Raw genomic sequence first — 23,632 nt, forward strand, 5'->3', positions numbered from 1 at the left:
GGCAACCCTTTCCGGAGATCGCCATGACGCCGTTCCAGCCCCTGCACCTGCCCAATGGCAGTGTCATCCCCAACCGCATCGCCAAGGCGGCGATGGAGGAAAACCTGGCCAACCCGGACCAGACCCCTTCCGACCAGCTGCTGCGCCTTTACCAGGCTTGGGCCAAGGGCGGTGCCGGGCTGTTGCTGACCGGTAACGTGATGGTCGACCCTGGCGCCATGACCGGCCCGGGTGGCGTGATGCTCGATGCCAGCCAGCCACTGCAACGTTTTCGCGACTGGGCGCGCATCGGCCGCGCCCACGGCGCGCAGTTCTGGATGCAGATCAACCACCCGGGCCGGCAGATGCAGGCCAACCTCGGCCAGCCCACCGTGGCGCCTTCGGCCATTGCCCTGGACATGGGCGATTTGTCAAAGCTGTTCCCCCTGCCCAAGGCACTGGACGAAGCCGAGATCGGCGCGTTGATCCAGCGCTTCGCCCGCACCGCGGCGCTGGCTGAAGAAGCTGGTTTCAGTGGCGTACAGATCCACGCTGCCCACGGTTACCTGCTGAGCCAGTTTCTTTCGCCACTGAGCAACCAGCGCCAGGATCGCTGGGGTGGCAGCCTGGAAAATCGCGCGCGGTTGCTGCTGGAGGTGGTCAAGGCCGTGCGCGAGGTGGTTTCGCCCGGTTTCGCCGTGGCAGTGAAACTGAATTCGGCGGATTTCCAGCGCGGCGGTTTCGAACCGGCGGATGCGCGCCAGGTAGTGCTGTGGCTGAATGAATTGTCGGTGGACCTGGTGGAGCTGTCGGGCGGCAGCTATGAGGCACCGGCGATGCAGGGTGATGCCCGCGATGGGCGCACCCTGGCTCGCGAGGCCTACTTCCTGGAGTTTGCCCGGGAAATCGCCGCTATCGCGAAGATGCCGGTGATGGTCACCGGCGGTATCCGGCGGTTGCCGGTGGTCGAGCAGGTGCTGGCCAGCGGTGTGGCCATGGCTGGGATTGCCACGGCGTTGGCAGTCGAGCCTGCCCTGCCCCGGCGCTGGCAGAACGGCGAGCCGACGGCAACCGCCGAACTGCAGCCCATTCGCTGGAAGCGCAAGGCCTTTGCCGCACTGGCCTACATGGCCCTGGTGAAATTGCAGATGCGCCGCCTGGCGGCCGGCAGCCGGCCCAAGGCGCATGCGTCGCCCTTGCGCGCCTTGTTGCTGGAGCAAGGCTACACGTTACTGCGGGTGCGGCAGTACAGGCGTATGATGAAAAGCCGAGCGGATTGATGGTGTGATCGCAGAGCCCGGCGTCGCACATTCGCGCTGGTAGCACTGCCTTCATCGGCATCCTTTACCGGAGCACTGCCATGAACAAACCCTTTCACGCGCTGATCCTTGCACTGGCAGCGCTTTCTGCCTGCTCGTCCAACTCCGCGCTGTACCACGACCAGCCGCTGGTGGCGAAAGTCACCAACGGCATGAGCAGAGACCAGGTCATGCAGGTAGGCGGCAAGCCCGCTGCGGAGACCGAACGCACCGTGGTGCCCGGCACCTGTTTCGACTACATGCTGACCAAGGCCGACAACCGGCAGCCCTACAGCGTAAGTTTCGACGGCACAGGCAAAGTGGACAATACCGCTTTCATGACCTGCGCCGAGTGGAGCAATGCTCAGCGCAGGGCCCGCCTGCCCAGCATGGGCGGGTCTAGCGGATCGGGTTACTGAATCAGTCCAGGCATTCCCTGGCTGCCTGGCGCAATTTGTCGCCAGACAGGAAGCTGCCCTTGTAGAAAGTCGCGCGGCTGCCCTCGTGGGAATCGACTACGTCCAGCACATCATCGGATGCCACGGGGCTGGGTGCCGTCAGCCGATAGCCGTGGGCGATCGATTTCTGCGTGGCTTGAGGCGCCAGTGCTTGCCATTTGGGTAGTACGCAAGCGGCGTATTGCTGTGGCGATTTGTGAGTCAGTTTGCTGGCAGTGGGTTTGCCTGGGGTTGCGCAGCCGGCAACACCGGTGACCACCACAGCGAAGAGAAAGATACGAAACATAGACATTTGCAATTAGCCATCAAGGATACGCTGCATTCTAACGGGGGTTGTATTGGCTTACCAATCAACCAAAGTCTCGCAGCACAGGCCCACCTGATATTTCTGCCAGTAGCCTGGGTGCGTGAAGGCTGGGAAAGTGAACCCTGCCAATAGCCTTCGGAGCACGCACCATGCAAAAGAACACCAACCGCACGCACTTCTTTTATCAGAATGGAAAACTCATCACCTTGAGTGTTGGTGAACAAGGTCGCAGCATTTTTCGTAATGCAGATATGCCACTGGCCGAACTACAAACAGAGGGCACGCACTCGAGCGAATTGCTGGTGACGGACGACAAAGGCTCAGTACTTAACGTTCTGGAAAATAGTAGCGGCAAGGATCGACAAGAATGAAGGCGCTGGCTGACACCAGCGCCAGGCTTCAATCCAGTGCGCCGTTCAACACCTCGTAGATGATCCCCGTAGCGACTGCCACCAGGATCAGGTCCGCCCCCGCCTGCATCCACTCATAGCCATCATAATGAGGGAGTTGCCCCAGCAGCCTGCCATCCAGCTTCTTGGCGATACCTGGCGGCAGCGGTTTGCCACGGGCCAGGTTCTTCTGAATGCCGGGGGGCAGCGCCGGCCCTGCGCTCCAGTAGCCACGGTGCCCGTCAAGAATGCCAAGCACATCGCCACGGTTTATCGACGGGCCACCATACGAGCCCCCGTGACCTTGACCATGCTGGCCCTTGTCCTTGCCGTGGCCCTGCCCTTTACCATTACCCGGGTCGGCATAAGTGAGCGCCGGCCCCACTGCCAGCGCGATCGAGGTAGCGATAACTGCCCATCGACGCTTTGCCATAGCTGTTTCCTTACACCAGAGACGTCCCAGCACTGTAGACCAAAACCCGGTTCAGGGTGGAAGTCCCCAAACCCGGGTCAGGGCTTGGCACTCCGATAGAGCATGATGGCTGCCACATCAAGGGCCAGCACGCCAATGGCGAAGAGAAACATGAAATAAAGATCTTCTGGAAGCATGGCCGTATCCCCGAATGGGCAGGTTTTCAGGGATGCAGCAATTCCCGTTCCAAACACCTCGCTGAACGAGCCTGCCCATCTGCTATCGAGATGATTGCTCCGTAACCACGACATCAGCCGGTAATGTTCCAGCGCGGCTTTCCCATTTTGCAATCACGATCGGCGCCAGCGCATTGCCGAGCACATTCAGTGCCGTAACGGGCATGTCCATCAATCGATATACCCCTGCAATCAAGGCCACGCCTTCCAAAGGCAAACCTGCCGCCGTCAGGGTTGCAGTGAGAATCACAAACATAAACCCGGGCACTCCGGCAGCGCCTTTGGACGTCAATACCATGATGAATACCAGCATCACCTGGTCTGCCAGGGCCAGTTCAATATTGTAGGCCTGCGCGATAAACAGCGTACCCAGGCCCGCAAACAGCGACGCGCCATCCAGATTGAATGAATAACCCAACGGGATCACCAGCGACGTGATAGCTCGCGGCACACCCCGTGCTTCGGTCTTGGCCATCAATTGCGGCATGACGGTGGCGGAACTCGCGCTGCTGAAGGCCAGTATCAGTTCACCCTTGAAGGCCTTGATGATCTCAAAGATATTCTCTCCAACAGCTCTGGCAACAAGCCCCAGCACGACAATTGCAAAGAACAGTACCGCCACATAAGTAATGGCTATCAGTTTTGCCAGCGGCATCAGTGAATCAATCCCGAAGGTCGACACGGTAACAGCTATCAGGGCAAAGATGCCGATCGGTGAGTAGGCCATGACCATATGAGTGACCTTGAACATGGTATCCACCACCGTCTGCAGCACGGCAACCAACGGCTGTTTCCTGGGTTCATCCAGCGTAGACAGTGCCACCCCGAACAAGATGGCGAAGAACAGTACCGACAACAGCTTCGCCTCTGCCATTGCCGCCACTACATTGTCAGGAATGATGCCCAACAGTACCTTGCCGAGCCCTGCCGAACCATTTTGCACCGGTGGCACTGCTTCACTCGCCGATGAAACGGCGAAGCCCGCACCGGCGCCTGGCTGGAGCACGTTACCGACCAGCAGGCCGAAAATGATTGCGACCCCGGTCACGGCAAAGAAATAGACAAGGCTCTTTGTTCCCAACCGCCCCAGGGCGCGCTTGCCGGAGCCGGCTATGCCTACCACCATGCAGGAAAACACCAGCGGCACGATGATCATTTTCATCAGTTTTATGAACGCATCACCCGCCGGTTGCAGTACTTGCTCGATCCACCAGCCCTTGTAATCGGGAAAATGATTCAATAGCAGGCCAACGCATATACCGACAGCCAGACCAATTGCAATTTGCGTGATTAGATTTATTTTTATTCTCACGGGATTGACCTCTGCTTTTATAAAACACTAGGAGGCAAAGATTGCACTCAAGTTCTTGAACCCCTTGATTTCGATCGGATTACCACTTGGGTCCAGGAAAAACATTGTCCTCTGCTCGCCAGGCTCACCCTCGAAACGTACAACCGGTGGAATTTCGAACTGCACACCCAGAACTTCAAGGCGTTCAGCCAAGGCTTGCCAGCGATCCAGAGGCAATATCACCCCGATATGAGGCATCAGTACAAGGTGCGGGCCGACCTTGCCAGTGCGGCTGGTTTCAAAGGGCTTGCCCACATGCAGAGATATCTGGTGACCAAAGAACTCGAAGTCTACCCACGTATCAGTGCTACGCCCCTCGACACAGCCAAGAACCTCTTTATAGAATTTTCTTGCTTCATCCATATCTTTGACATGATAAGCAACATGAAAGGGTGTCAACATGATGGTACTCCTCGAACGGAGCCACTATCCTCACACCGCCCGGCATTCATGTACACCAACTGACACTTGGTCTGAGCATAAGCATTACTTATGGACATTCAAAATCTGGAAAGCCTCATATCTGTTGTTGAATGCGGCTCCATTGCGGGTGCGGCAAAGAAAGCAAATGTTTCAGCCGCTGCAATAAGTTTGCGCATTCGAAATCTGGAGAAACACTTGGGCTGCACTCTCTTCAATAGAGAAGCACACGCGATAAGGCCGACAGAAAAGCTGCTGGCATTGATTCCACGCATACGTTGCATCGTCGAGCATGCCAATCAGCTCAGGAACGACCTCAACGCCGACACGCTGACCGGGGAACTGCGCATTGGCGCCATATCAACCGCCCTCACCGGCCTTGTACCGCCAGCACTCGAGCATTTGTCATCCTCCGCGCCCGACCTCAAGCTCACCATCACACCCGGTGACTCGAAACTGCTTCATGACAAGCTGATCAATCAGGAACTGGATGCGGCAATTCTGGTGGCGCCACCCTTCAAGACAGCAAAATCGTTGAGAACGCTCACATTGCGCAGCGAACCGCTGTACTTGTTGGCACCTGTCGCGGCCTCCCGGGCTGAAGCGCAGGCAATGCTGGCCACCGGGCCCTATATCCGATATGCCGTCGATTCCTGGGGCGGCCTGATAACCCAGCGCTATCTGGACGATCTGGGTCTCGCGCCAAGCGTGGCTTGCGACCTGGATGCGCTCGAAGCCATCAGCCTGCTGGTGTCGCTGGGGCAAGGCGTTTCCTTGGTACCGCAATGGCCGTCATTGCTGGAGCAATCGCCAAACGCCCGGATTCTGAGCGAAGAACCAAGGTACTGCCGCGACATAGTGCTGGCCTACAGTGCCGGCCATCACCGCACGTCGGCAATCAAGCTGCTGGCATCCGTACTGATGCCCTGACGCTCCAGCTCAGTACAGACGGGCCTTGATCAGCGGGCGCAGCAAATAATTGAGCACGCTGCGCTTGCCGCTGAGGATATCCACCTCGGCAACCATGCCGGGGATGATCGGCAGCACCTCCTCGCCGCGCTTGAGCTGGCTGCCGTCAGTGCGGATCAGCACCTGGTAGTACGACTCCTTGCCATGGGGCGTGTCCTCCTCGATGGTGTCGGCACTGATCTGCTCCAGGGTGCCCTTGAGGTCACCATAGATGCTGAAGTCGTAGGCAGTGATCTTCACCTTGGCCGGCATGCCCGGTACCAGGAAGGCCACGTCGCGCGGCTTGATCCTGGCCTCGACCAGCAGGCGGTCCTCCACCGGGATCACTTCCATGATCGCTTCGCCGGGCTGGATCACCCCGCCACGGGTGTTGATCAGCACGGTGTTCACCCGCCCACGCACCGGCGAAACGATCCCGGTACGGCGCAGTTGGTCCTGGCGCTGCTGGACGATCGGCTCCAGGGCACTGAGGTCGGCCTTGCGCTGTGAGCGTTCGGTATAGGCATCCTGGAAGTAGCTACTCTTCAGCTCGGTCAGCTTACCGTTGAGGGTAGCGATGTCCTGGCTCAGCCGCAGCGCCTCCATCTGGCTCACCGCACGCTTGGCCACCAGCGGGCGGACCAGGTCGAGCTGGCTCTGGGCCAGGCTGATCTGCCTCTGGATCGCCTGGCTGCCTTCGAGCAGCTTGTCCCGCCGCGACTTGAACAGCTCGCGCTCGGAACGCGCCAGCGGCCCTTGCGGGTCGATGTCCGGCGGGAACTCTATCGCCGCCTTGCCCAGCACCTCGGCGTCCAGCCGGGCGATGGCCGCGCGCAGCACGCCGGCCTGGTTGGCCGACTCCTGGAAGTTGGTGAGAAAGCGCGTCTCGTCCAGGCGCAGCAGCGGCTGGCCGACCTCCACCAGGTCGCCCTCCTGCACCAGCAGGCGGTCGAGAATGCCCCCTTCCAGGCTCTGGATCTTCTGGATGCGGCTGAACGGCACCACACGCCCATCGCCGCGCGTCACTTCATCGAGCTCCGCCCAGGCAGCCCAGGCAACGAACAGCACGACGCTGCCGAGCAGGGTCCAGAGCAGCGGGCGATAGACCGGGTGAGTGGTCGCCAGCAAGGGGTCGGCCAGTTGCCGGCGCAGCACTACAGAACTTTTTTCAGCTGCCATGGCCGACTCCTTCGGCGACCTGCGGCGCCTGCACCTGGTTGCCCAGCACCACCTGGTTCAGCGGGCCGTCCATGATCACCTGGCCGTTGCGCAGCACCACTGCACGGTCCACCAGCGCCAATACGCTTTTCTTGTGGGTGGTGATGATCAGGGTGCGCCGGCCCAGCCATTTCTGCAGGTAGTCGATGACCTGTTTCTCGCTGTTCTGGTCGAAGGCCGCGGTCGGCTCGTCGAGCAGCAGGATTGGCGGGTCCTGCAACAGTACGCGGGCCAACCCCACCGCCTGGCGCTGGCCGCCGGAGAGGCTGGCATTGCCCTGGATCGGCATGTCCAGGCCCAACGGGTGGGCGCGCACGAAAGTACCCAGCCCTACGCCATCGAGGGCTTCCAGCAATTCCTCGTCGCCCAGCGCGGCGTTGGCCAGGTTGAGGTTTTCCCGCAGGCTGCCGTGGAACAGCGCCACATCCTGCGGCAAGTAGCCGATGCCGCGCTGGCGGTCGGCCGGGTCGAGCTGGCTCAGGGCGATGTCGTCCAGCAGCAGCCGGCCGGATTGCGCGTCGAGCAGGCCGCTGAGCAGCCGCAGCAGGGTCGACTTGCCGGCGCCGTTGCCACCGAGCAGCGCTACCCGCTCGCCGGCCTGGATGTTCAGCGCCTGCACGTCGACCACCGGTGGGCTGTCGCCGTGGGCCAGGCGCAGCGCCTCCAGGCGGTAATGCCCGTGGAGCCGGTCGCGGTGCACGAAGCGCTTGCCGGCGGGCCGCTCCTGCTCGGCGGACATCAGCTGGTCGAGCCCCTCCAGCGCCACCTTGGTATGTTGCCAGCGGCCAAGGATGGCGGCAGCCTGGGACAGTGGTGCGATGGCCCGCGAGGCCAGGATCGAACAGGCCACCAGGGCACCGACGGTCATCGCGCCGTCGCTTATCCGGTAGACGCCGAACACCACCACCCCGACATAGCACAGCTGCTGAACGATACTCGCCGAATAGCTGAGGGTCGAGGCCAACGCATGGGTCTTCATTGCAGTACCGGCCAGTTCCCCGGTGAGCGTCTCCCACTGCTGTTGGCAGCGGCCTTCGGCACGCGCGGCCTTGACCGTCTCCAGGTGTTCGAAGGCTTCCAGCAGCACGCTGTTCTTCAGCGCCCCCTCGCGCAGGTTCTGCCGCGACAGGTGCCCCAGCAGGCGCTGGGTCAGCAGCCCTGGCAGCAGCATCAGCACACAGGCCACCAGCGGCACCCAGACCACATGGCCGCCGATCACGGCAATGATCAACAGGAAGATCGCCACGAACGGCAGGTCGCTGATCAGTGCGGCGCTGGACGAAGTGAAGAACTCGCGGACCGACTCGAACTCACGCACCTGGGTGCTGAACGCGCCCATCGACGCCGGTTTGGCGGCGATCCGGGTACTCAGCACGCGCGCGAACAGCAGGCTCGACAACTGCAGGTCCAGGCGCTTGCCGAGAACGTTCAGCAGGTGCCCGCGAAGGATCCGCAATACCCCGTCGACGATGATCGCCAAGGCCACGCCGCTGGCGAGTATCCACAGGGTATCGAAGGCTGCGTTGGGCACCACGCGGTCGTAAACCTGCATGGCGAACAGCGCTGAGGCGACGGCCAGGACGTTGGCCACCAGGGCCGCCGCCGTGACTTCCGCATAAGAGCGCCAGAGCCGCTTGAGCGGCCCGAAGAACCAGTGCTCCGGCAGGCCGCTGGCGTAGTCGCCCACCCGCCCATCGGGGCGGTAGCGGCACTTGGCGAACACCGCCGTACCGCTGTAAAGCGCCTCCAGAGCGGGCCGCGCCATGCACTCACGGCCGCCGTCGCTCTGCGGCACCAGCACCTCGTACTGCTCACCCTCGATGCCAACCAGCAGCAGGCTGCGGCCATCGTCGAGCAACAGCAGGGCCGGCAGCAGGTAGGCGTCCATCTGCCGCAACGGCAGCTCCGCGACCCTGGCAGTTATGTCGGCGCGACGCAGGGCGCGGGCTACCAGGCGCAGCGGCAGGCGTCCGTGCTCCAGTGCCAGGCCGTCGACCAGTTCGGCGTCGCCCAACGGCCGGCCCAGTTGCCGGCACAGCAGCAGCAGGCCCTGGCGCAGCGGGTCGTCGTGGTTCAGGGTCACGACGTTATCCGGGGATTGTTCAACTTCCATGATTCAACCGGTTCTCCAGTAATGCCCCCAACAACCCGACCTGCGCGGCCGCTCGATACTCGATACGCTTGCGCTCTATGTGCAGATTGATCAACTGCCGCTCGGCCTCGAAGCGTTCGCGCTGCACGTTGAGCAAGTCGATCACGTCGCGTCGGCCGACCTCGAATTGCTCGCGGTACAGCTCGCCAACCTGCTCCGACTCCGTCACCTGCTGGCTCAGGGACTGTTCCCGCCACCGTAGCGTGTCACCGTTGTCGAACAGCGTCTGCAACTGCCGGCGGATGTCACGCTGCATCGCATCGGCCGTCCATTGCGCCGACTCCAGACGCTGTTGCGCAGCAGTCGGCCGACGGAAGTTGGAAAGCCCCTGGAAGGTATCCATGCGAAAGCGCAGCGACATCACCGAGTCGCTTTCCGGACGACCGCCGATCTCCCGGCGCAACGCTGAGGCCTCCAGGTTCAACTGCGGCAGCAACGAAGCCTTGGCCTCGCGCACTTGCGCCTCGGCGACATTGGCGTCCTCCAGCGCCTTGCGCTGCAACGGCGACTCACGGATCACCCGCGCCACGTCGCTGGCAGCCAGGTAGCGCTGCAGCGACATCGGCTCTGGCTCCACCAGCTCGGAGGGGTCCTGGCCAACCAGGATCGCGTACTGGTTGCGCGCGTCCTGCAGGTTGCCCTTCTCCAGCGACAGCTGTTCCTGGGCACGCGACAGTTCGAGGTTGGCGCGGTCCAGTTCGCTGCGGTCGGCGTAACCATCGCTGCCGCGCGCCTGGGTCATCTCGCGGATGCCGTCCAGACGCTGGATGTGCTGGCGCACCGTTTCCACCCGGCGCTCCGAGGCAAGCACGTCGAGGTAGGTCTCGACGATATCCAGCGCAGCATCGTCGCGCGCCACCAGCACCGCCTCGGACAGTTTGCGCCGGGTGGCGCTGGCGCTGTCGACCTTGCTCGTCACCCTTCCCCAGTCATACAGCATCTGCGATACGGTGACGTCGTAGACGACCTCGCCAACGTCGAACTCCTGCGGCCCCCCGGACATGGTGACGGAGGGGTAGTAACCACCCTTGGCGATCTCTACCTCGGTACCCGCACGGTCCGCTTCGGCCATCGCCGAACGCACCTGCGGGTGGATCGCCAACCCCGCCCGCACCGCCTGGTCGAGAGGAATGGCCGGCGCGGACAGCGGCAGCCCGAAGCACAGGAGCCAAAGGGCTCCCGCGCCACGGCGCCTTCCCTTGAGCACGGACAGGCCGCGCATCAGACCACGACCTGTACCGTGTTGTCCTCGATCAGCAGGGTACTGCTGCCAAAGTTGTAGACATCGTAGGTAATGCCGTTGACCTGCTGGGTGGTTCCTGTGTTCACGGCACCCACCACGTTGAGGGTGTCGTTGCTCTCGCCAGTGATCTGCAGGATGTTGTTGCCATCGGTGATGGCGTCGACCTCCGCCGCAGTCAATGTCAGCACGCTCCCCGAGTCGCCCTTGCCGAGGTCGATACGCTCGATGTTCGAGAGCGTGCCGACGCCGACGGCGTTGTAGTCGAGGTCGATGCCGTCGGCCAGGATCAGGGTGTCGAAGCCCGCACCGCCGTCGATGCTGGTGAAGTCGGTCGCGGTGATCTGGATGGCGTCGTTGCCATCGCCTGCCACTACCTGATCGCCGGTCCCCACGTTGAAGATCAGGTCGCTGCCATCGCCTCCATTGATGTGCTCCGAACTGCCGTCCGCCCCGGACATGACATCGTCCCCCGAGGTGCCGTTGACGTCGATCTGGCCGATATTCAGCGACAGCCCGTTAGGGGCCAGGGTGATGCCGTAGGCCGAGCTGTCGTTGCCGTTGGTGTCGGTGGCGACGATGTTGAACGAGATCTGCGAACCGAGGTTGAGGATATCGGTGATGTTCAACCCCAACTGGGTGAGGACGGTCGGGCTCAGCAGGTTCAGCGAGAAGTTGCCGGAACTGTCCGCCTGGATCGGCAGCAGCTCGACGTTCAGCGCCGGGGTGATGACACGGATCACCACGCTGGAGTCCGGCTCGGTGGTGCCGCTGAAACCGAACCGCGGGTTCAGTGGGTTGAGGCTGACATCGACGCCGAAGTTACCGATGGTCACTGGCTGCTCGATGCTGCTGCCGACGCCGATGGTCGCCACATTGCTCGGGTTGCCGGCAGGGTCCTCACCGGTCACGGAGACTTGGGCATTGAGCAGTTGGTCCAGGGTAAGGTCTATGTCCAGGTCGGTGAGCAGGTTCAGCGAAGCCAGCCCGCTGTTGTCGGCAGTTACCGTGGCGGTGGCAGTGACCCCGCCGACGTCCACGGTGACCGTCAGTTCGGTGCCCGGATCGGTGGAGATGGTCAGGATGCTGCCCACCAGCGACAGCACCGGTGTTGAAGGCGGAATGGTGTCGACGGTGAACGGCACCGGGTTCGACGCGATACCGCCATTGATATCGGCGGTGACGGTCGAGGCGCCCTCCGGGAACGGCCCCATGCCATCGCCAGGGGGTATGGTCACGGTGACGCTGCCGGCCAGGATGTCGCCGGCAGTGATGGTGTGCGTTACCTGCGTCTCGTAACCGTTCTGCCCGGCGAACGCGACGGTGATCACCTGGCCGACCTGCATGGTCGGGCGGATCGTCACGTCGACCTGGATGCCGTCGCTGATCTCGGCAGCGTTGATCCAGGTATCGGCTGCCTCCGGTACGCTGATGGTCGGCGGAGCCAGGTCCGGCGCGTTGATCGTTGCCGGGCCGCTGAGGTTGCCGGCAGCGTCGGCGGTGACCCCGCTGATCAGCTCGCCGGTGATCAGCGGTGGTGCCAACGGCAGGCTGAAGTTACCGGCGCCGTCGACATTCACCGTGATCGGGTTGGCGGTATCGCCGTCGATCACGAGGCGCACCTGGCTGTTCGGCTCGGCGGTACCGGTCAGCAGCGCACCGTCGGCACTGATGCTCAGCAGCGGCGCCGACGGCGCCACCGTGTCGACCGTGGTACTGGCCGGGCCACTGCTGTTGCCGGCGGCGTCCTGGGCCACCGCGGTGACCACCGTGCCATTGGCCAGCGGCGTGGTTGGGGTGAAGCTCCAGTCGCCACTGCCGTCGGCGGTCGTCTCGCCGATCGGGTTGCCGCCACCATCGGTGAGGATGACGGTGGCGCCGGGCTCAGCGGTACCCGTGAGGACCACACCATTGCTCGGCTCGATGGTCGGCGCGCCCGGGGCGATAGCGTCAACGGTGACGCTGCTCGGCCCGCTGGCATTGCCGGCCGGGTCCTGGGCCACGGCGTTGACCACTGTGCCGTTGGCCAGCGGGGTTGCAGGCGTAAAGGTCCAGTTGCCACTGCCGTCGGCGGTCGTCTCGCCGATCGGGTTGCCGTTGCCGTCGGTGAGGATCACCTTGGCTCCGGCTTCGGCGGTACCACTGATCTCGGTGCCATTGCTCGGCTCGATCGTCGGCTGGCCTGGGGCTACGGCATCAACCGTGGTGCTGACCTGTGGGGTGCTGGTGTTGCCGGCGGCGTCCTGAGCCACGGCGTTGATCACCGTGCCGTTGGCCAGAGGCGCACCAGGCGTAAAGGTCCAGTTGCCACTGCCATCGGCGGTCGTCTCGCCGATCGGGTTGCCGTTGCCGTCGGTGAGGATCACCTTGGCCCCGGCCTCAGCACTACCAGTGATCACGGCCCCGTTGCTCGGGTCGATCGTCGGCTGGCCAGGTGCGACTGAATCCACCGTGGTGATGCCCTGCAGGCTGGTATTGCCGGCCACGTCCTGGGCAACGGCGATGATCACTGTACCGTTGGCCAGCGGAGTCGCAGGCGTGAAGGTCCAATTGCCACTGCCGTCGGCGGTCGTCTCGCCGATCGGATTACCGCTACCGTCAGTGAGAATCACCTTGACCCCTACTTCGGCGGTACCAGTGATCACCACCCCGTTGCTTGGATTGACGATCGGCGCGGCCGGGGCAATTGCGTCAACGGTGACGCTGGCCGGCCCGCTGGTATTGCCGGCCGGGTCCTGGGCCACGGCGTTGATCACCGTGCCGTTGGCCAGCGGTGTGCCGGGTGTGAACGACCAGTTGCCGCTACCATCGGCGGTCGTCTCGCCGATCGGGTTGCCGTTGCCATCGGTGAGGATCACCTTGGCTCCGGCTTCGGCGGTACCACTGATCTCGGTGCCATTGCTCGGCTCGATCGTCGGCTGGCCTGGGGCTACGGCATCAACCGTGGTGCTGACCTGTGGAGTGCTGGTGTTGCCGGCGGCATCCTGAGCCACGGCATTGATCACCGTGCCGTTGGCAAGCGGAGTTGCAGGTGTGAAAGTCCAGTTACCGCTGCCATCGGCGGTAGTCTGGCCGATGGGGTTGCCGCTGCCGTCGGTGAGGATCACCTTGGCCCCGGCTTCAGCGGTACCAGTGATCACTACCCCGTTGCTCGGGTTGATGATCGGTGCGGCCGGGGCGATGGCATCAACGGTGGCGCTGGTCGGCCCGCTGGTATTGCCGGACGGGTCCTGGGTCACGGCATTGATCACCGTGCCGTTCGCCAGCGGAACTGTAGGCGTGAAGGCCCAGTTGCCACTGCCGTCGGCCGTCGTCTCGCCAATCGGGTTGCCGCTACCGTCAGTGAGAATCACCTTGGCCCCTATTTCGGCGGTACCACTGATCACCACCCCGTTGCTCGGGTTGATGATCGGTGCAGCCGGGGCGATTGCGTCAACGGTGACGCTGGCCGGCCCGCTGGTATTGCCGGCCGGGTCCTGGGCCACGGCGTTGATCACCGTGCCGTTGGCCAGCGGCGTGCCAGGTGTGAACGACCAGTTACCACTGCCATCGGCGGTAGTCTCGCCGATCGGGTTGCCGCTGCCGTCGGTGAGGATCACCTTGGCCCCGGCTTCGGCGGTACCGCTGATTTCCGTGCCGTTGCTCGGTTCGACCACCGGTGCGGCCGGCGCAACGCCGTCCACGGTAATGACCGCTGGCGCACTATCGGTCCCACCGGGGTTACGTGCCACAGCGTTGACCACAGTGCCATCCGGCAGCGGTATACCGGGCGTGAACGACCAGTTGCCGCTGCCGTCGGCGGTGACCTGGCCGATCGGGTTGCCGTTGCCGTCGGTGAGGGTAATGGTGTTACCCGCATCCGCGGTACCGCTGATCACCGAGCCGTTGCTCGGATCGACCTGCGGAATCGACGGCAGCGACGAGTCCACGGTAGTGCTACCGGGGGCACCAGTATTACCGGCGGCATCAGTCGCCGTAGCGTTGACCACGGTGCCGTTGGGCAGTTGCGTGCTGGGTAAGAACGTCCAGTTACCGCTACCGTCAGCGGTGACCTCGCCAATGGGATTACCGTTGCCGTCGGTGAGGGTCACGGTGCTGTTCGGCTCGGCAGTACCGTTGATCACGTTGCCGTTGCTCGGATTGACCACCGGCGCGGCAGGTGCGATCGAATCCACGGTGGTGGTGCCCTGTGGGCCGGTGTTCCCAGCCGGGTCGGTCGCCGTGGCGTTGACCACTGTGCCGTTGGCCAGCGGCGTACCAGGGCTGTAGCTCCAGTTGCCGCTGCCGTCGGCGGTGGTTTGGCCGATGGGGTTGCCGCTACCATCGGTCAGGGTGATGGTACTGCCCGGCTCGGCGGTGCCGCTGATTTCGCTGCCGTTGCTGGGCTCGACCACTGGAGCCGCCGGGGCTACCGAGTCCACCGTGGTGGCGGCCTGCGGACCGGTGTTGCCGGTCGGGTCGGTTGCCGTGGCGATGATTACGGTGCCGTTGGCCAGCGGCGAGCCAGGGGTGAAGCTCCAGTTGCCGCTGCCGTCAGCGGTGACCTGGCCGATCGGGTTGCCGCTGCCATTGGTGAGTGTGACGGTAGCACCCGCTTCGGCAGTACCGCTGATGGTCGTCCCGTTACTAGGATCGATTACCGGTGCAGCCGGCGCGCTGGAGTCGACCGTGACCGTCGCTGCCGGGCTGGTGTTGCCAGCCGGGTCGCTCGCCGTCGCATTGACCACGGTGCCATTGGGCAGTGGTGTGGCTGGGGTGAACGTCCAGTTGCCGCTACCGTCGGCAGTGGCTTCGCCAATCGGGTTACCACTGCCGTCAGTGAGGGTCACGGTGCTGTTCGGCTCGGCGGTACCGCTGAGGCTGCTGCCGTTGCTGAGATTGATGGTGGGTGTACCCGGCACCACGCCGTCTACGGTGGTGCTGCCCTGCCCGCTGGTATTGCCAGCCGGGTCGGTCGCCGTGGCGTTGACCACGGTACCGTCGGCCAGCGGCGTACCAGGGCTGTAGCTCCAGTTGCCGCTGCCGTCGGCGGTGGTTTGGCCGATGGGGTTGCCGCTGCCATCGGTCAGGGTGATGGTACTGCCCGGCTCGGCGGTGCCGCTGATTTCGCTGCCGTTGCTCGGTTCGACCACTGGAGCCGCCGGGGCTACCGAGTCCACCGTGGTGGCGGCCTGCGGACCGGTGTTGCCGGTCGGGTCGGTTGCCGTGGCGATGATCACGGTGCCGTTGGCCAGCGGCGAGCCGGGGGTGAAGCTCCAGTTGCCGCTGCCGTCAGCGGTGACCTGGCCGATCGGGTTGCCGCCGCCATTGGTGAGTGTGACGGTAGCACCCGCTTCGGCAGTCCCGCTGATGGTCGTCCCGTTACTAGGATCGATTACCGGTGCAGCCGGCGCGCTGGAGTCGACCGTGACCGTCGCTGCCGGGCTGGTGTTGCCAGCCGGGTCGCTCGCCGTCGCATTGACCACGGTGCCATTGGGCAGTGGTGTGGCTGGGGTGAACGTCCAGTTGCCGCTACCGTCGGCAGTGGCTTCGCCAATCGGGTTACCACTGCCGTCAGTGAGGGTCACGGTGCTGTTCGGCTCGGCGGTACCGCTGAGGCTGCTGCCGTTGCTGAGATTGATGGTGGGCGTACCCGGCGCCACGCCGTCTACGGTGGTGCTGCCCTGCCCGCTGGTATTGCCAGCCGGGTCGGTCGCCGTGGCGTTGACCACGGTACCGTCGGCCAGCGGCGTACCAGGGCTGTAGCTCCAGTTGCCGCTGCCGTCGGCGGTGGTTTGGCCGATGGGGTTGCCGCTGCCATCGGTCAGGGTGATGGTACTGCCCGGCTCGGCGGTGCCGCTGATTTCGCTGCCGTTGCTCGGTTCGACCACTGGAGCCGCCGGGGCTACCGAATCCACCGTGGTGGCGGCCTGCGGACCGGTGTTGCCGGTCGGGTCGGTTGCCGTGGCGATGATTACGGTGCCGTTGGCCAGCGGCGAGCCAGGGGTGAAGCTCCAGTTGCCGCTGCCGTCGGCGGTGACCTGGCCGATCGGGTTGCCGCTGCCATTGGTGAGTGTGACGGTAGCACCCGCTTCGGCAGTACCGCTGATGGTCGTCCCGTTACTAGGATCGATTACCGGTGCAGCCGGCGCGCTGGAGTCGACCGTGACCGTCGCTGCCGGGCTGGTGTTGCCAGCCGGGTCGCTCGCCGTCGCATTGACCACGGTGCCATTGGGCAGTGGTGTGGCTGGGGTGAACGTCCAGTTGCCGCTACCGTCGGCAGTGGCTTCGCCAATCGGGTTACCACTGCCGTCGGTGAGGGTCACGGTGCTGTTCGGCTCGGCGGTACCGCTGAGGCTGCTGCCGTTGCTGAGATTGATGGTGGGTGTACCCGGCGCCACGCCGTCTACGGTGGTGCTGCCCTGCCCGCTGGTATTGCCAGCCGGGTCGGTCGCCGTGGCGTTGACCACGGTACCGTCGGCCAGCGGCGTACCAGGGCTGTAGCTCCAGTTGCCGCTGCCGTCGGCGGTGGTTTGGCCGATGGGGTTGCCGCTGCCATCGGTCAGGGTGATGGTACTGCCCGGTTCGGCGGTGCCGCTGATCTCGCTGCCGTTGCTCGGCTCGACCACTGGAGCCGCCGGGGCTACCGAATCCACTGTGGTGGTCGATGGAGCACTGGTGTTGCCGGCTGCGTCCCGCGCCACCACGTTGACCACAGTGCCGTTTGCCAGCGGCGTGGTCGGGACATAGCTCCAGTTGCCACTGCCATCGGCTACTACCTGGCCGATCGGATTACCGCTGCCGTCGGTGAGGGTCACGGTGCTGTTCGGCTCGGCAGTACCGTTGATCACGGTGCCGTTGCTCGGATTGATCGTGGGTGCCGAAGGTGCCACGCCATCGATCACGGTGCTGGCGGGCGGGCTGCTGTTGCCGGCGGCATCCGTGACCACCGCATTAACCACTGTTCCATCAGGCAGTTGGGTATCCGTGGGATATGACCAGTTGCCATTGCCATCGGCTGTAGCGTGGCCGATTGGGTTGCCGTTGCCGTCGGTGAGGACCACGGTACTGCCTGGCTCGGCTGTACCGCTGAGGCTGCTACCGTCGCTCAGGTTGATGGTGGGCGCACCCGGCGCCACGCTATCCACGGTGGTGCTGCCCTGCCCGCTGGTATTACCGGCCGCATCGGTCGCGGTGGCGTTCACCACGGTACCGTCTGGCAGCGGTGTCGCCGGGGTGTAGCTCCAGTTGCCGTTGCCATCGACAGTCACCTGGCCGATCGGGTTACCGCTGCCATCGGTGATGGTCACGGCGCTGTTCGGCTCGGCGGTACCGCTAAGCTCGGTACCGTTGCTCGGATTGATCACGGGTGCCGCTGGCGCCACACCATCAATAATGGTGCTGGCGGGCGGGCCGCTGTTACCGGCGGCATCCACGACCACCGCTTTGACCACCGTGCCATCGGGCAGTGGGCTATCGGGTGTGTACGACCAGTTGCCGTTGCCGTCGGCGGTAGTCTGGCCGATGGGGTTGCCGTTGCCGTCGGTAAGCAGCACGGTGCTGCCCGGCTCGGCGGTACCGCTGAGGCTGGAGCCGTTGCTCGGGTTGATGTGCGGCGCATCAGGGAAGTCAGGGGCCTGCACGGTAGCGGGCGGGCTGCTATTGCCGGACGGATCGGTCACCACCACGGAAACCGTTTCGCCGTTGGTCAGTGGCGGATTCAGCGGAATCTGGAATTTGCCGTCGGGGCCGACGACCACGCTGACGTCGGTTTCTCCATCGCCATTGCTGTCGATGCCCACGGTGGCGCCCGGCTCGGCCGTGCCGCTGATGCTGCTGCCATCCGGGGCAATTTGCAACCCGCTGGCCGGCGCCGGGGCCGAAGTATCGGGCGGCACACTGCTGTCACCGCCACCACCACCGCCACCACCGCCATTGCTGTTGGCGATCGCGACGCCGCCACCAATGATCGCAGCGCCAGCCAGAAGTGCAGCACCGGGGCTGAGCCCGCCAATGGTGCTGTCGGCGCCAGTGAGTGACTCGAACCCGGCCGGCGTTTCCTGGGGTACATAACCCGCCACCAGCGGCCCATCGGCAGCGACCGGCGGCAGGTCGACGGCCAGCAGCTTGTCCCGGTCTACCAGGTACAACTGGCTTGCAGGCTGCCCCTCGACATAGAAGTTGGCAATGCGCAGGCTTTCGCCACTCTTCAGCTGTACGATCAGATCGGCACCGCTCTTCGTGTAGCCCGACACACCTTCCGGAGCAATGTCCAGAACAATGTTACTGCTCTGGGTAAGAGTCAGGATTCCGTTGTTGGGGATTGCGATGGGGGCGGCAGAAGTAACACTTTGAGCGAGGGGAGATACCTTGGCCTGAATCGACATACCTGACAGTCCTTTTGTCTACAGCACGACTGAGCGGTCGCGCTCATATCTCCAGAAATAGCACGCTGCTCATAAAACGCCAGCCGGTTTATTACAAATAACTCGCGAGCCCTCCCAACTTTGACGAGAACGCCAGTCGCAATTGATTTCTTGATCGAAAGTAGAAGCTTGTTTGGATTAATACGAATGGAGAGTAACCCCCCATTTTGATAGATGCGATTGGATGACACTCCACTGCCGCCCCATCCAATTGAACATGGGCATGTAAACTCGCCGGCAATGGAGATGAGGAAATCGCGATGAACGACTTGGAAACCGAGCCGCCCCGAGACGAGATACCGGCATGCACCACTCATCGAGCGGCTTGTTCAGTATTTGCTCTAGTTGAACTTGAGCTTGGCCACCTTGCTCAGTGCCCACCCACTGAACACGTAGAACGCATCCAGGTAGAAGCGCCCTTCGTAGTTGGGCAGCGGCTCACGATTCAACAACAGTTCGGGCATGTCGGGCGAAGGGGGAAACAGCGCATAGAAACCGTTGGGCAACACCGCCAACGCAATGAGCAGCAGGTAGGTCACGGCCCGCAGCATGCTGGCGTGGCTATCGGACTGTTCGGCCCATTTCAGGCCGAACCAGGCGATCAGGCCGGCAACGGGCAACACCCAGAAATGCGTGGGCATCCCAATGAACATCTCAGCAACAACGCTTCTGGTTTCCAACTTGGTGTTCTCCGTTCAAATGAGCGGATTATTGCGGCTGGGGGCGGCAAATGCAAAAAGCCCGCTCTCGAGGGCGGGCCTTTTGCATCAAGGGTCAGATGATCATGCTTTCGAACACATCAGCGCGGCGTCCAGCAGCCTGCCATGGTCGTACCAGGCATCACGTTGATAGGCCGCGAACTGGCGCCGGGCTCCCGTGCCCCGCACCTCGACCAGGCCACCCGCCGTGTCGGGGTCGGTGCTATCGACAAACAGCCTGACCGAGTTATCGCCATCGACCTGGTAGGTTTTCACATTCCCTTGAAGCTCGCTTTTGACGCACCCCAGGTACGCCGGCGTACTTCTTTCCGTGGCCCCGGCTGCATACCCATGGCCTTGACGCACATCGGGGTCATGCGCACAGCCTGTCATGAACAGTGTGGCGAAGGTGGACATCAATATTGCACCTGCTACCGATCTTGAACTTTTCACGCGACACGCTCCTGCCACCCCATCGAGTAACTTGGGAAGTGTTGCCGAACTGCATGCCCCTTTTTTTGTTTTAGTTTGACCATGTTACTGCTCAATTTTAGCCGGGCAATATGCCTGTTTGCTATATCGGCTCCAGGGCGGGCTTTACCCGCGAAGTTAAACTTCGTTCATGGATCAGCGGGCAAGTTGCAGGCAAGCCAGCCTGGGCGAGCATGCGTTGTCTTGCAGTGTGTTCGCACAGGCGTGGCCGCAAGCGGAAGGGATTACTGGGTGCATCAATAGCGGCGGTAGTCCTGACCACCATGGTAGCCGTCGTTGAAATGCCGGTGATGGCCGCCGCCGTGATGCCCACCGTGGTGCCAATATGGCCAGCAACCACCGAGCAGCAGCAACCCTGACAACACTACGACCCATACAGTCTTGCGTTTCATGTGCGTACCTCCGGCCAGGTGAAACCAGGCCTTGCTTACGTTGGACCGCACAAAGGTGGGATGTTCAGGCAGAGGTACGCCGCTGGTGATCTTGCGGGCAAGAGTTCAGCTGGCGGTCGACTCAAAGGACGTGCAGCGCCATGTGGCCATGAACCAGACAGTGGGCGGACAAAATTTGTCCCAAAACCGGGTAGTCTCTGCAGATGACCCCGATTTCGGGTACAACCAGGCCCACAAATGGGGGTCAGGCGATGGCCTTGAGAAACACAAATGTCGCTGCCAGATCCAGGACCAGCACAGCAACCACAACGAAGATCATGTAGTAGCGGTCATTCTGAGTCATTTCTGCGTACTCCGCATGATCGATGCCCCAGGGTCGCAGCAATTTGCATTCCACTTCCCGGGTGCTCTCAGGCCGACCGGGCCTGATGGATGGGCAGTTCGACCCTGAATGTCGTACCGACTCCCACCTCGCTGTCTACGCGGATCTCGCCACCATGACGCTTGATGATTCCGTACGAAAGTGACAATCCCAGCCCGGTGCCCTGGCCGATGGGCTTCGTCGTGTAGAACGGATCGAAGATCTTTTGCAGGCTTTCGCCAGGAATGCCACAACCATTGTCTGCGACTTCGATCCATACCCACTTGTCACTGGCACCGGTTCGCAGGGTAATTCTGCCACGCTCGGCCCCCATCGCCTGGGTGGCATTGACCAGCAGATTCATGATTACCTGATTGATCTGTGAAGGCAGGCATTCGACCGGCGGCAATGGGCTGTAATCCTTGACAAGGTCCGCCTTGTGCCTGAGTTCGCTGGCAACGATGTTCAGCGTTGACTCTATGCCTTGATGCAAGTCTGACACTTGCCAGTCATGGCTGGTCTCTACTCGCGAAAAGTCCTTGAGGTCCTTGACGATCCGCGCAACGCGGCTGATACCGTCCTTGGATTCGCGGATCAGCGCCGGAATATCCTCCAGCAAGTAATCCAGCTCGATTTCCGTGCGCAACTTCGCCAGCTCCGCGCCGAGCGCGTTCGGAACCAGGGTATTTTCCGCGTCAGCATATGCCTTCAGCATGTCCTGCAAACGGCCGAAATAGTCGTCCAGTGCACCGAGGTTGGAAGAGACAAACCCAATCGGGTTGTTGACTTCATGGGCTACGCCGGCTGCCAGTTGACCGAGCGAGGCGAGCTTTTCGGACTGGACCAACTGGTTCTCGAGCAATCGGCGTTCATCCACCTCGCGCTGCAGTGCTGCGCTGGCTTGGGTAAGTGCCTGGGTACGCCGTTCGACCCGCTGTTCCAATTCGTCGTTGGCACTCACCAGCGCTCGGTTTACACGGTTTATTTCGGCGTAGCTACGCATCAGCCACATCCCCATGTACAGCAATAGCAATACCAGCAGGGTGGAAAACACCAACAGGTAGAAATGGTATCGCTGAGCCGTCAGCGCTGCTGCTTGCTCGTCACGGTCCAGCATCAGCGCAATGGCGTCCAGACTCTCGGCGATCGGAACCGCCTCGATCGCTTCAAGTAGTTGATCGACCTTGGGTTGCTCACGAAGAATCAACTCAATGTGTTTGCTGATGGTATCGATGGGCACCTGAAAATTGACAGGCAAGCGCTCCTTGTTGACCGAAAGGTTGTTCAGTCCGACAAGGATGTCGGCAGCTTTTTCATCTGTTGTGGCATGGGCAAACTCAAGGCTGCTCAGCATCAGGTCGTAGGTATCGCTGGTGATTCTGCGCAGACGCACTGTATCGGCATCAACCAATCGACGAAGGTGCACCTGTATCACATCGGCCGCAGCCGGGAGAAAAGCCAGGGAATTTCGCAGGATCGCATTGTGCGTCTTGAAGCGCGAGACCAGCAGGACCTTGTCGTCAAAGGCCTGTTGGTAATCGCGAAAAGCCTTTTGCCAAGCGAGCATTTCTGTTTTTTGATGACGCCCTTCCAGCGTGCCGAACTCCCGCCATAGGCGCTTCATTTCAATCAACGGCAGCACCAGCGGGTCGTAGTTGTAATTGGTGGTGGTGCGCGCCTTGAGCACTGCCCCCTCCCACTGTGCATCGTACTGCTTGATCTGGCGAATCAGATCGCGCGCCTGGGCGTAGTTGCCACTCTCATCGGACCTGGACATCCAGTACAGGTAGACCAGCACGGAAGCCAGCGACATGGCGCACGCAGCCAACAGCAGCAGACTGCGCCGAGCGTTCAACCTCATAGCGGTTTACCCTCCCATTGGCCGGTGAGGGTCTGGAGAAACTTGATGATCAGCGCTTTATCATCGTCGCTCGGCGTACGTCCCAACTGATAATGAAACATGGCATCGACGGCTGCTTCCAAGGTGGGCGCCGAACCATCATGAAAGTAAGGGGCAGTCACCTCCACGTTTCGCAGGCTTGGAACTTTGAACAGGTGGAGATCGTCCGGATCACCTGTCACGTTGTAGAGCCCCTGATCTGCCAAGGTAACACTGCCACGGTTGGTGAAATAATCATCGAAAACACCGAACTTCTGCAGCATGTTGCCGCCGATATTCACACCCTGGTGGCAGGCTATACAACCGTACTCCTGGAAGCGCTGATAGCCATGCTTCTCTTCCAGGCTGAGGCTGCTGGTATCTCCTTTCAGATAGCGATCGAAGCGTGAATCGGGTGTCAGCAGGGTACGCTGGTACGTAACCAGGGCATCTTTGACATCGATGGCGGTCACTGGTTTGCCATAGGCTTCGGCGAACCCCGTCTGGTAAGCCGGATCGTCAGCAATTCGTTGGACCACGGTAGCCCAGCCATCTTCTTTGCCGTCCGTATTACCGGTTGCCAGGTGCACCAGGCCGTCAAACGATTGCGCGCGCCCATCCCAGAACTGCAGGAAGTTCAGGCTGGCGTTGAAGACGCTGGGTGTGTGAACTGGCAAGGGTTTGCCATCTGCACCAGGCGAGCGCGCCTGCCCGTCCGCGCCACCACGATCCAGGCGATGGCAATCAGCACAGGACTGGCTGTTATCGAGGGACAATCGCGAGTCATTGAACAGTTTGCGCCCCAGTTCCACCCGGGCAGGGTCAAGCTCAGGCACCGCCGGCAATGGCGTGAGCGGCCCACCAATGCTCTGGGCCAGCACCCATGCCGGCAAAACCACAAGCATCGAGACAACGATGCGAACCTGCAGACAAGTCGGCACAGCACAACCCTCCCTGGCGAGATGCACCTGCCTCCGAGCATAGTGAGGCCAACAGA

17 protein-coding genes are annotated in these 23,632 nt (G+C 62.4%); 4 read left to right on the top strand and 13 right to left on the bottom strand.

Features of this window, described 5'->3' with window-relative positions:
- Positions 1-23 precede the first annotated feature (23 nt).
- Together IMX18_RS11915 and osmE are read left to right on the top strand one after the other, a co-directional pair.
- Positions 24-1,259: an NADH:flavin oxidoreductase/NADH oxidase family protein gene (locus IMX18_RS11915; protein ID WP_015270225.1), complete on the top strand. Its 1,236-nt coding sequence runs from the start codon at positions 24-26 to the stop codon at positions 1,257-1,259.
- Positions 1,260-1,339: 80 nt separating this feature from the next.
- On the top strand, positions 1,340-1,696 hold the full coding sequence (gene osmE, locus IMX18_RS11920; protein WP_015270224.1) for an osmotically-inducible lipoprotein OsmE: 357 nt from the start codon (positions 1,340-1,342) through the stop codon (positions 1,694-1,696).
- A gap of 1 nt (position 1,697) precedes the next feature.
- On the opposite strand, the gene IMX18_RS11925 is transcribed toward osmE, so the two are convergent.
- The gene (locus tag IMX18_RS11925; protein WP_015270223.1) at positions 1,698-2,027 is read right to left on the bottom strand and encodes a hypothetical protein; all 330 of its coding nucleotides are present in this window, start codon (positions 2,025-2,027) and stop codon (positions 1,698-1,700) included.
- 164 nt (positions 2,028-2,191) lie between these two features.
- Between IMX18_RS11925 and IMX18_RS11930 the strand changes: the two genes are divergently transcribed.
- On the top strand, positions 2,192-2,413 hold the full coding sequence (locus IMX18_RS11930) for a hypothetical protein (protein WP_080604868.1): 222 nt from the start codon (positions 2,192-2,194) through the stop codon (positions 2,411-2,413).
- Positions 2,414-2,441: 28 nt separating this feature from the next.
- Here the strand turns inward: IMX18_RS11930 and IMX18_RS11935 are convergent, their stop codons facing one another.
- From IMX18_RS11935 to IMX18_RS11945, 3 genes are all read right to left on the bottom strand, one after another.
- Positions 2,442-2,864, bottom strand: coding sequence for an anti-virulence regulator CigR family protein (locus IMX18_RS11935; protein ID WP_015270222.1), 423 nt, complete (start codon positions 2,862-2,864; stop codon positions 2,442-2,444).
- A 258-nt stretch (positions 2,865-3,122) separates the two neighbouring features.
- Positions 3,123-4,391, bottom strand: a complete 1,269-nt coding sequence (locus tag IMX18_RS11940; RefSeq protein WP_217190456.1) for a cation:dicarboxylate symporter family transporter — start codon at positions 4,389-4,391, stop codon at positions 3,123-3,125.
- Positions 4,392-4,418: 27 nt separating this feature from the next.
- The gene (locus tag IMX18_RS11945; RefSeq protein ID WP_161551371.1) at positions 4,419-4,832 is read right to left on the bottom strand and encodes a VOC family protein; all 414 of its coding nucleotides are present in this window, start codon (positions 4,830-4,832) and stop codon (positions 4,419-4,421) included.
- A gap of 90 nt (positions 4,833-4,922) precedes the next feature.
- Between IMX18_RS11945 and IMX18_RS11950 the strand changes: the two genes are divergently transcribed.
- Complete coding sequence (locus IMX18_RS11950; protein WP_161551370.1) at positions 4,923-5,780, top strand: LysR family transcriptional regulator; 858 nt, start codon at positions 4,923-4,925, stop codon at positions 5,778-5,780.
- A 9-nt stretch (positions 5,781-5,789) separates the two neighbouring features.
- Here IMX18_RS11950 and IMX18_RS11955 read toward each other — a convergent pair whose 3' ends face one another.
- The 9 genes from IMX18_RS11955 to IMX18_RS11995 form a co-directional block, all read right to left on the bottom strand.
- A complete protein-coding gene (locus IMX18_RS11955) occupies positions 5,790-6,977 on the bottom strand; it encodes a beta-barrel domain-containing protein (protein WP_217190458.1) in 1,188 nt (395 codons plus the stop codon).
- Positions 6,967-9,129: a type I secretion system permease/ATPase gene (locus IMX18_RS11960; RefSeq protein ID WP_085720071.1), complete on the bottom strand. Its 2,163-nt coding sequence runs from the start codon at positions 9,127-9,129 to the stop codon at positions 6,967-6,969. The genes IMX18_RS11955 and IMX18_RS11960 overlap by 11 nt, the downstream gene beginning before the upstream one ends.
- Positions 9,119-10,390: a TolC family protein gene (locus tag IMX18_RS11965; protein WP_039613506.1), complete on the bottom strand. Its 1,272-nt coding sequence runs from the start codon at positions 10,388-10,390 to the stop codon at positions 9,119-9,121. The genes IMX18_RS11960 and IMX18_RS11965 overlap by 11 nt, the downstream gene beginning before the upstream one ends.
- Positions 10,390-18,774, bottom strand: a complete 8,385-nt coding sequence (locus IMX18_RS11970; protein ID WP_223175420.1) for an Ig-like domain-containing protein — start codon at positions 18,772-18,774, stop codon at positions 10,390-10,392. Before IMX18_RS11970 ends, IMX18_RS11965 begins: the two co-directional genes overlap by 1 nt.
- Before the next feature lie 380 nt (positions 18,775-19,154).
- Positions 19,155-19,466: a hypothetical protein gene (locus IMX18_RS11975; RefSeq protein WP_039614856.1), complete on the bottom strand. Its 312-nt coding sequence runs from the start codon at positions 19,464-19,466 to the stop codon at positions 19,155-19,157.
- Positions 19,467-19,595: 129 nt separating this feature from the next.
- The gene (locus IMX18_RS11980) at positions 19,596-19,928 is read right to left on the bottom strand and encodes a hypothetical protein (protein WP_015270217.1); all 333 of its coding nucleotides are present in this window, start codon (positions 19,926-19,928) and stop codon (positions 19,596-19,598) included.
- Positions 19,929-20,239: 311 nt separating this feature from the next.
- A complete protein-coding gene (locus tag IMX18_RS11985; protein WP_158239717.1) occupies positions 20,240-20,395 on the bottom strand; it encodes a hypothetical protein in 156 nt (51 codons plus the stop codon).
- 410 nt (positions 20,396-20,805) lie between these two features.
- Complete coding sequence (locus tag IMX18_RS11990) at positions 20,806-22,617, bottom strand: DAHL domain-containing protein (RefSeq protein WP_100413724.1); 1,812 nt, start codon at positions 22,615-22,617, stop codon at positions 20,806-20,808.
- Positions 22,614-23,540 (bottom strand): cytochrome-c peroxidase, encoded by a 927-nt coding sequence (locus tag IMX18_RS11995; protein WP_015270215.1) that lies wholly within the window; start codon positions 23,538-23,540, stop codon positions 22,614-22,616. Before IMX18_RS11995 ends, IMX18_RS11990 begins: the two co-directional genes overlap by 4 nt.
- Positions 23,541-23,632: the final 92 nt, after the last annotated feature.

The organism is Pseudomonas shirazica (genome assembly GCF_015168335.1).
Taxonomy (GTDB): Bacteria; Pseudomonadota; Gammaproteobacteria; order Pseudomonadales; family Pseudomonadaceae; genus Aquipseudomonas; species Aquipseudomonas asiatica.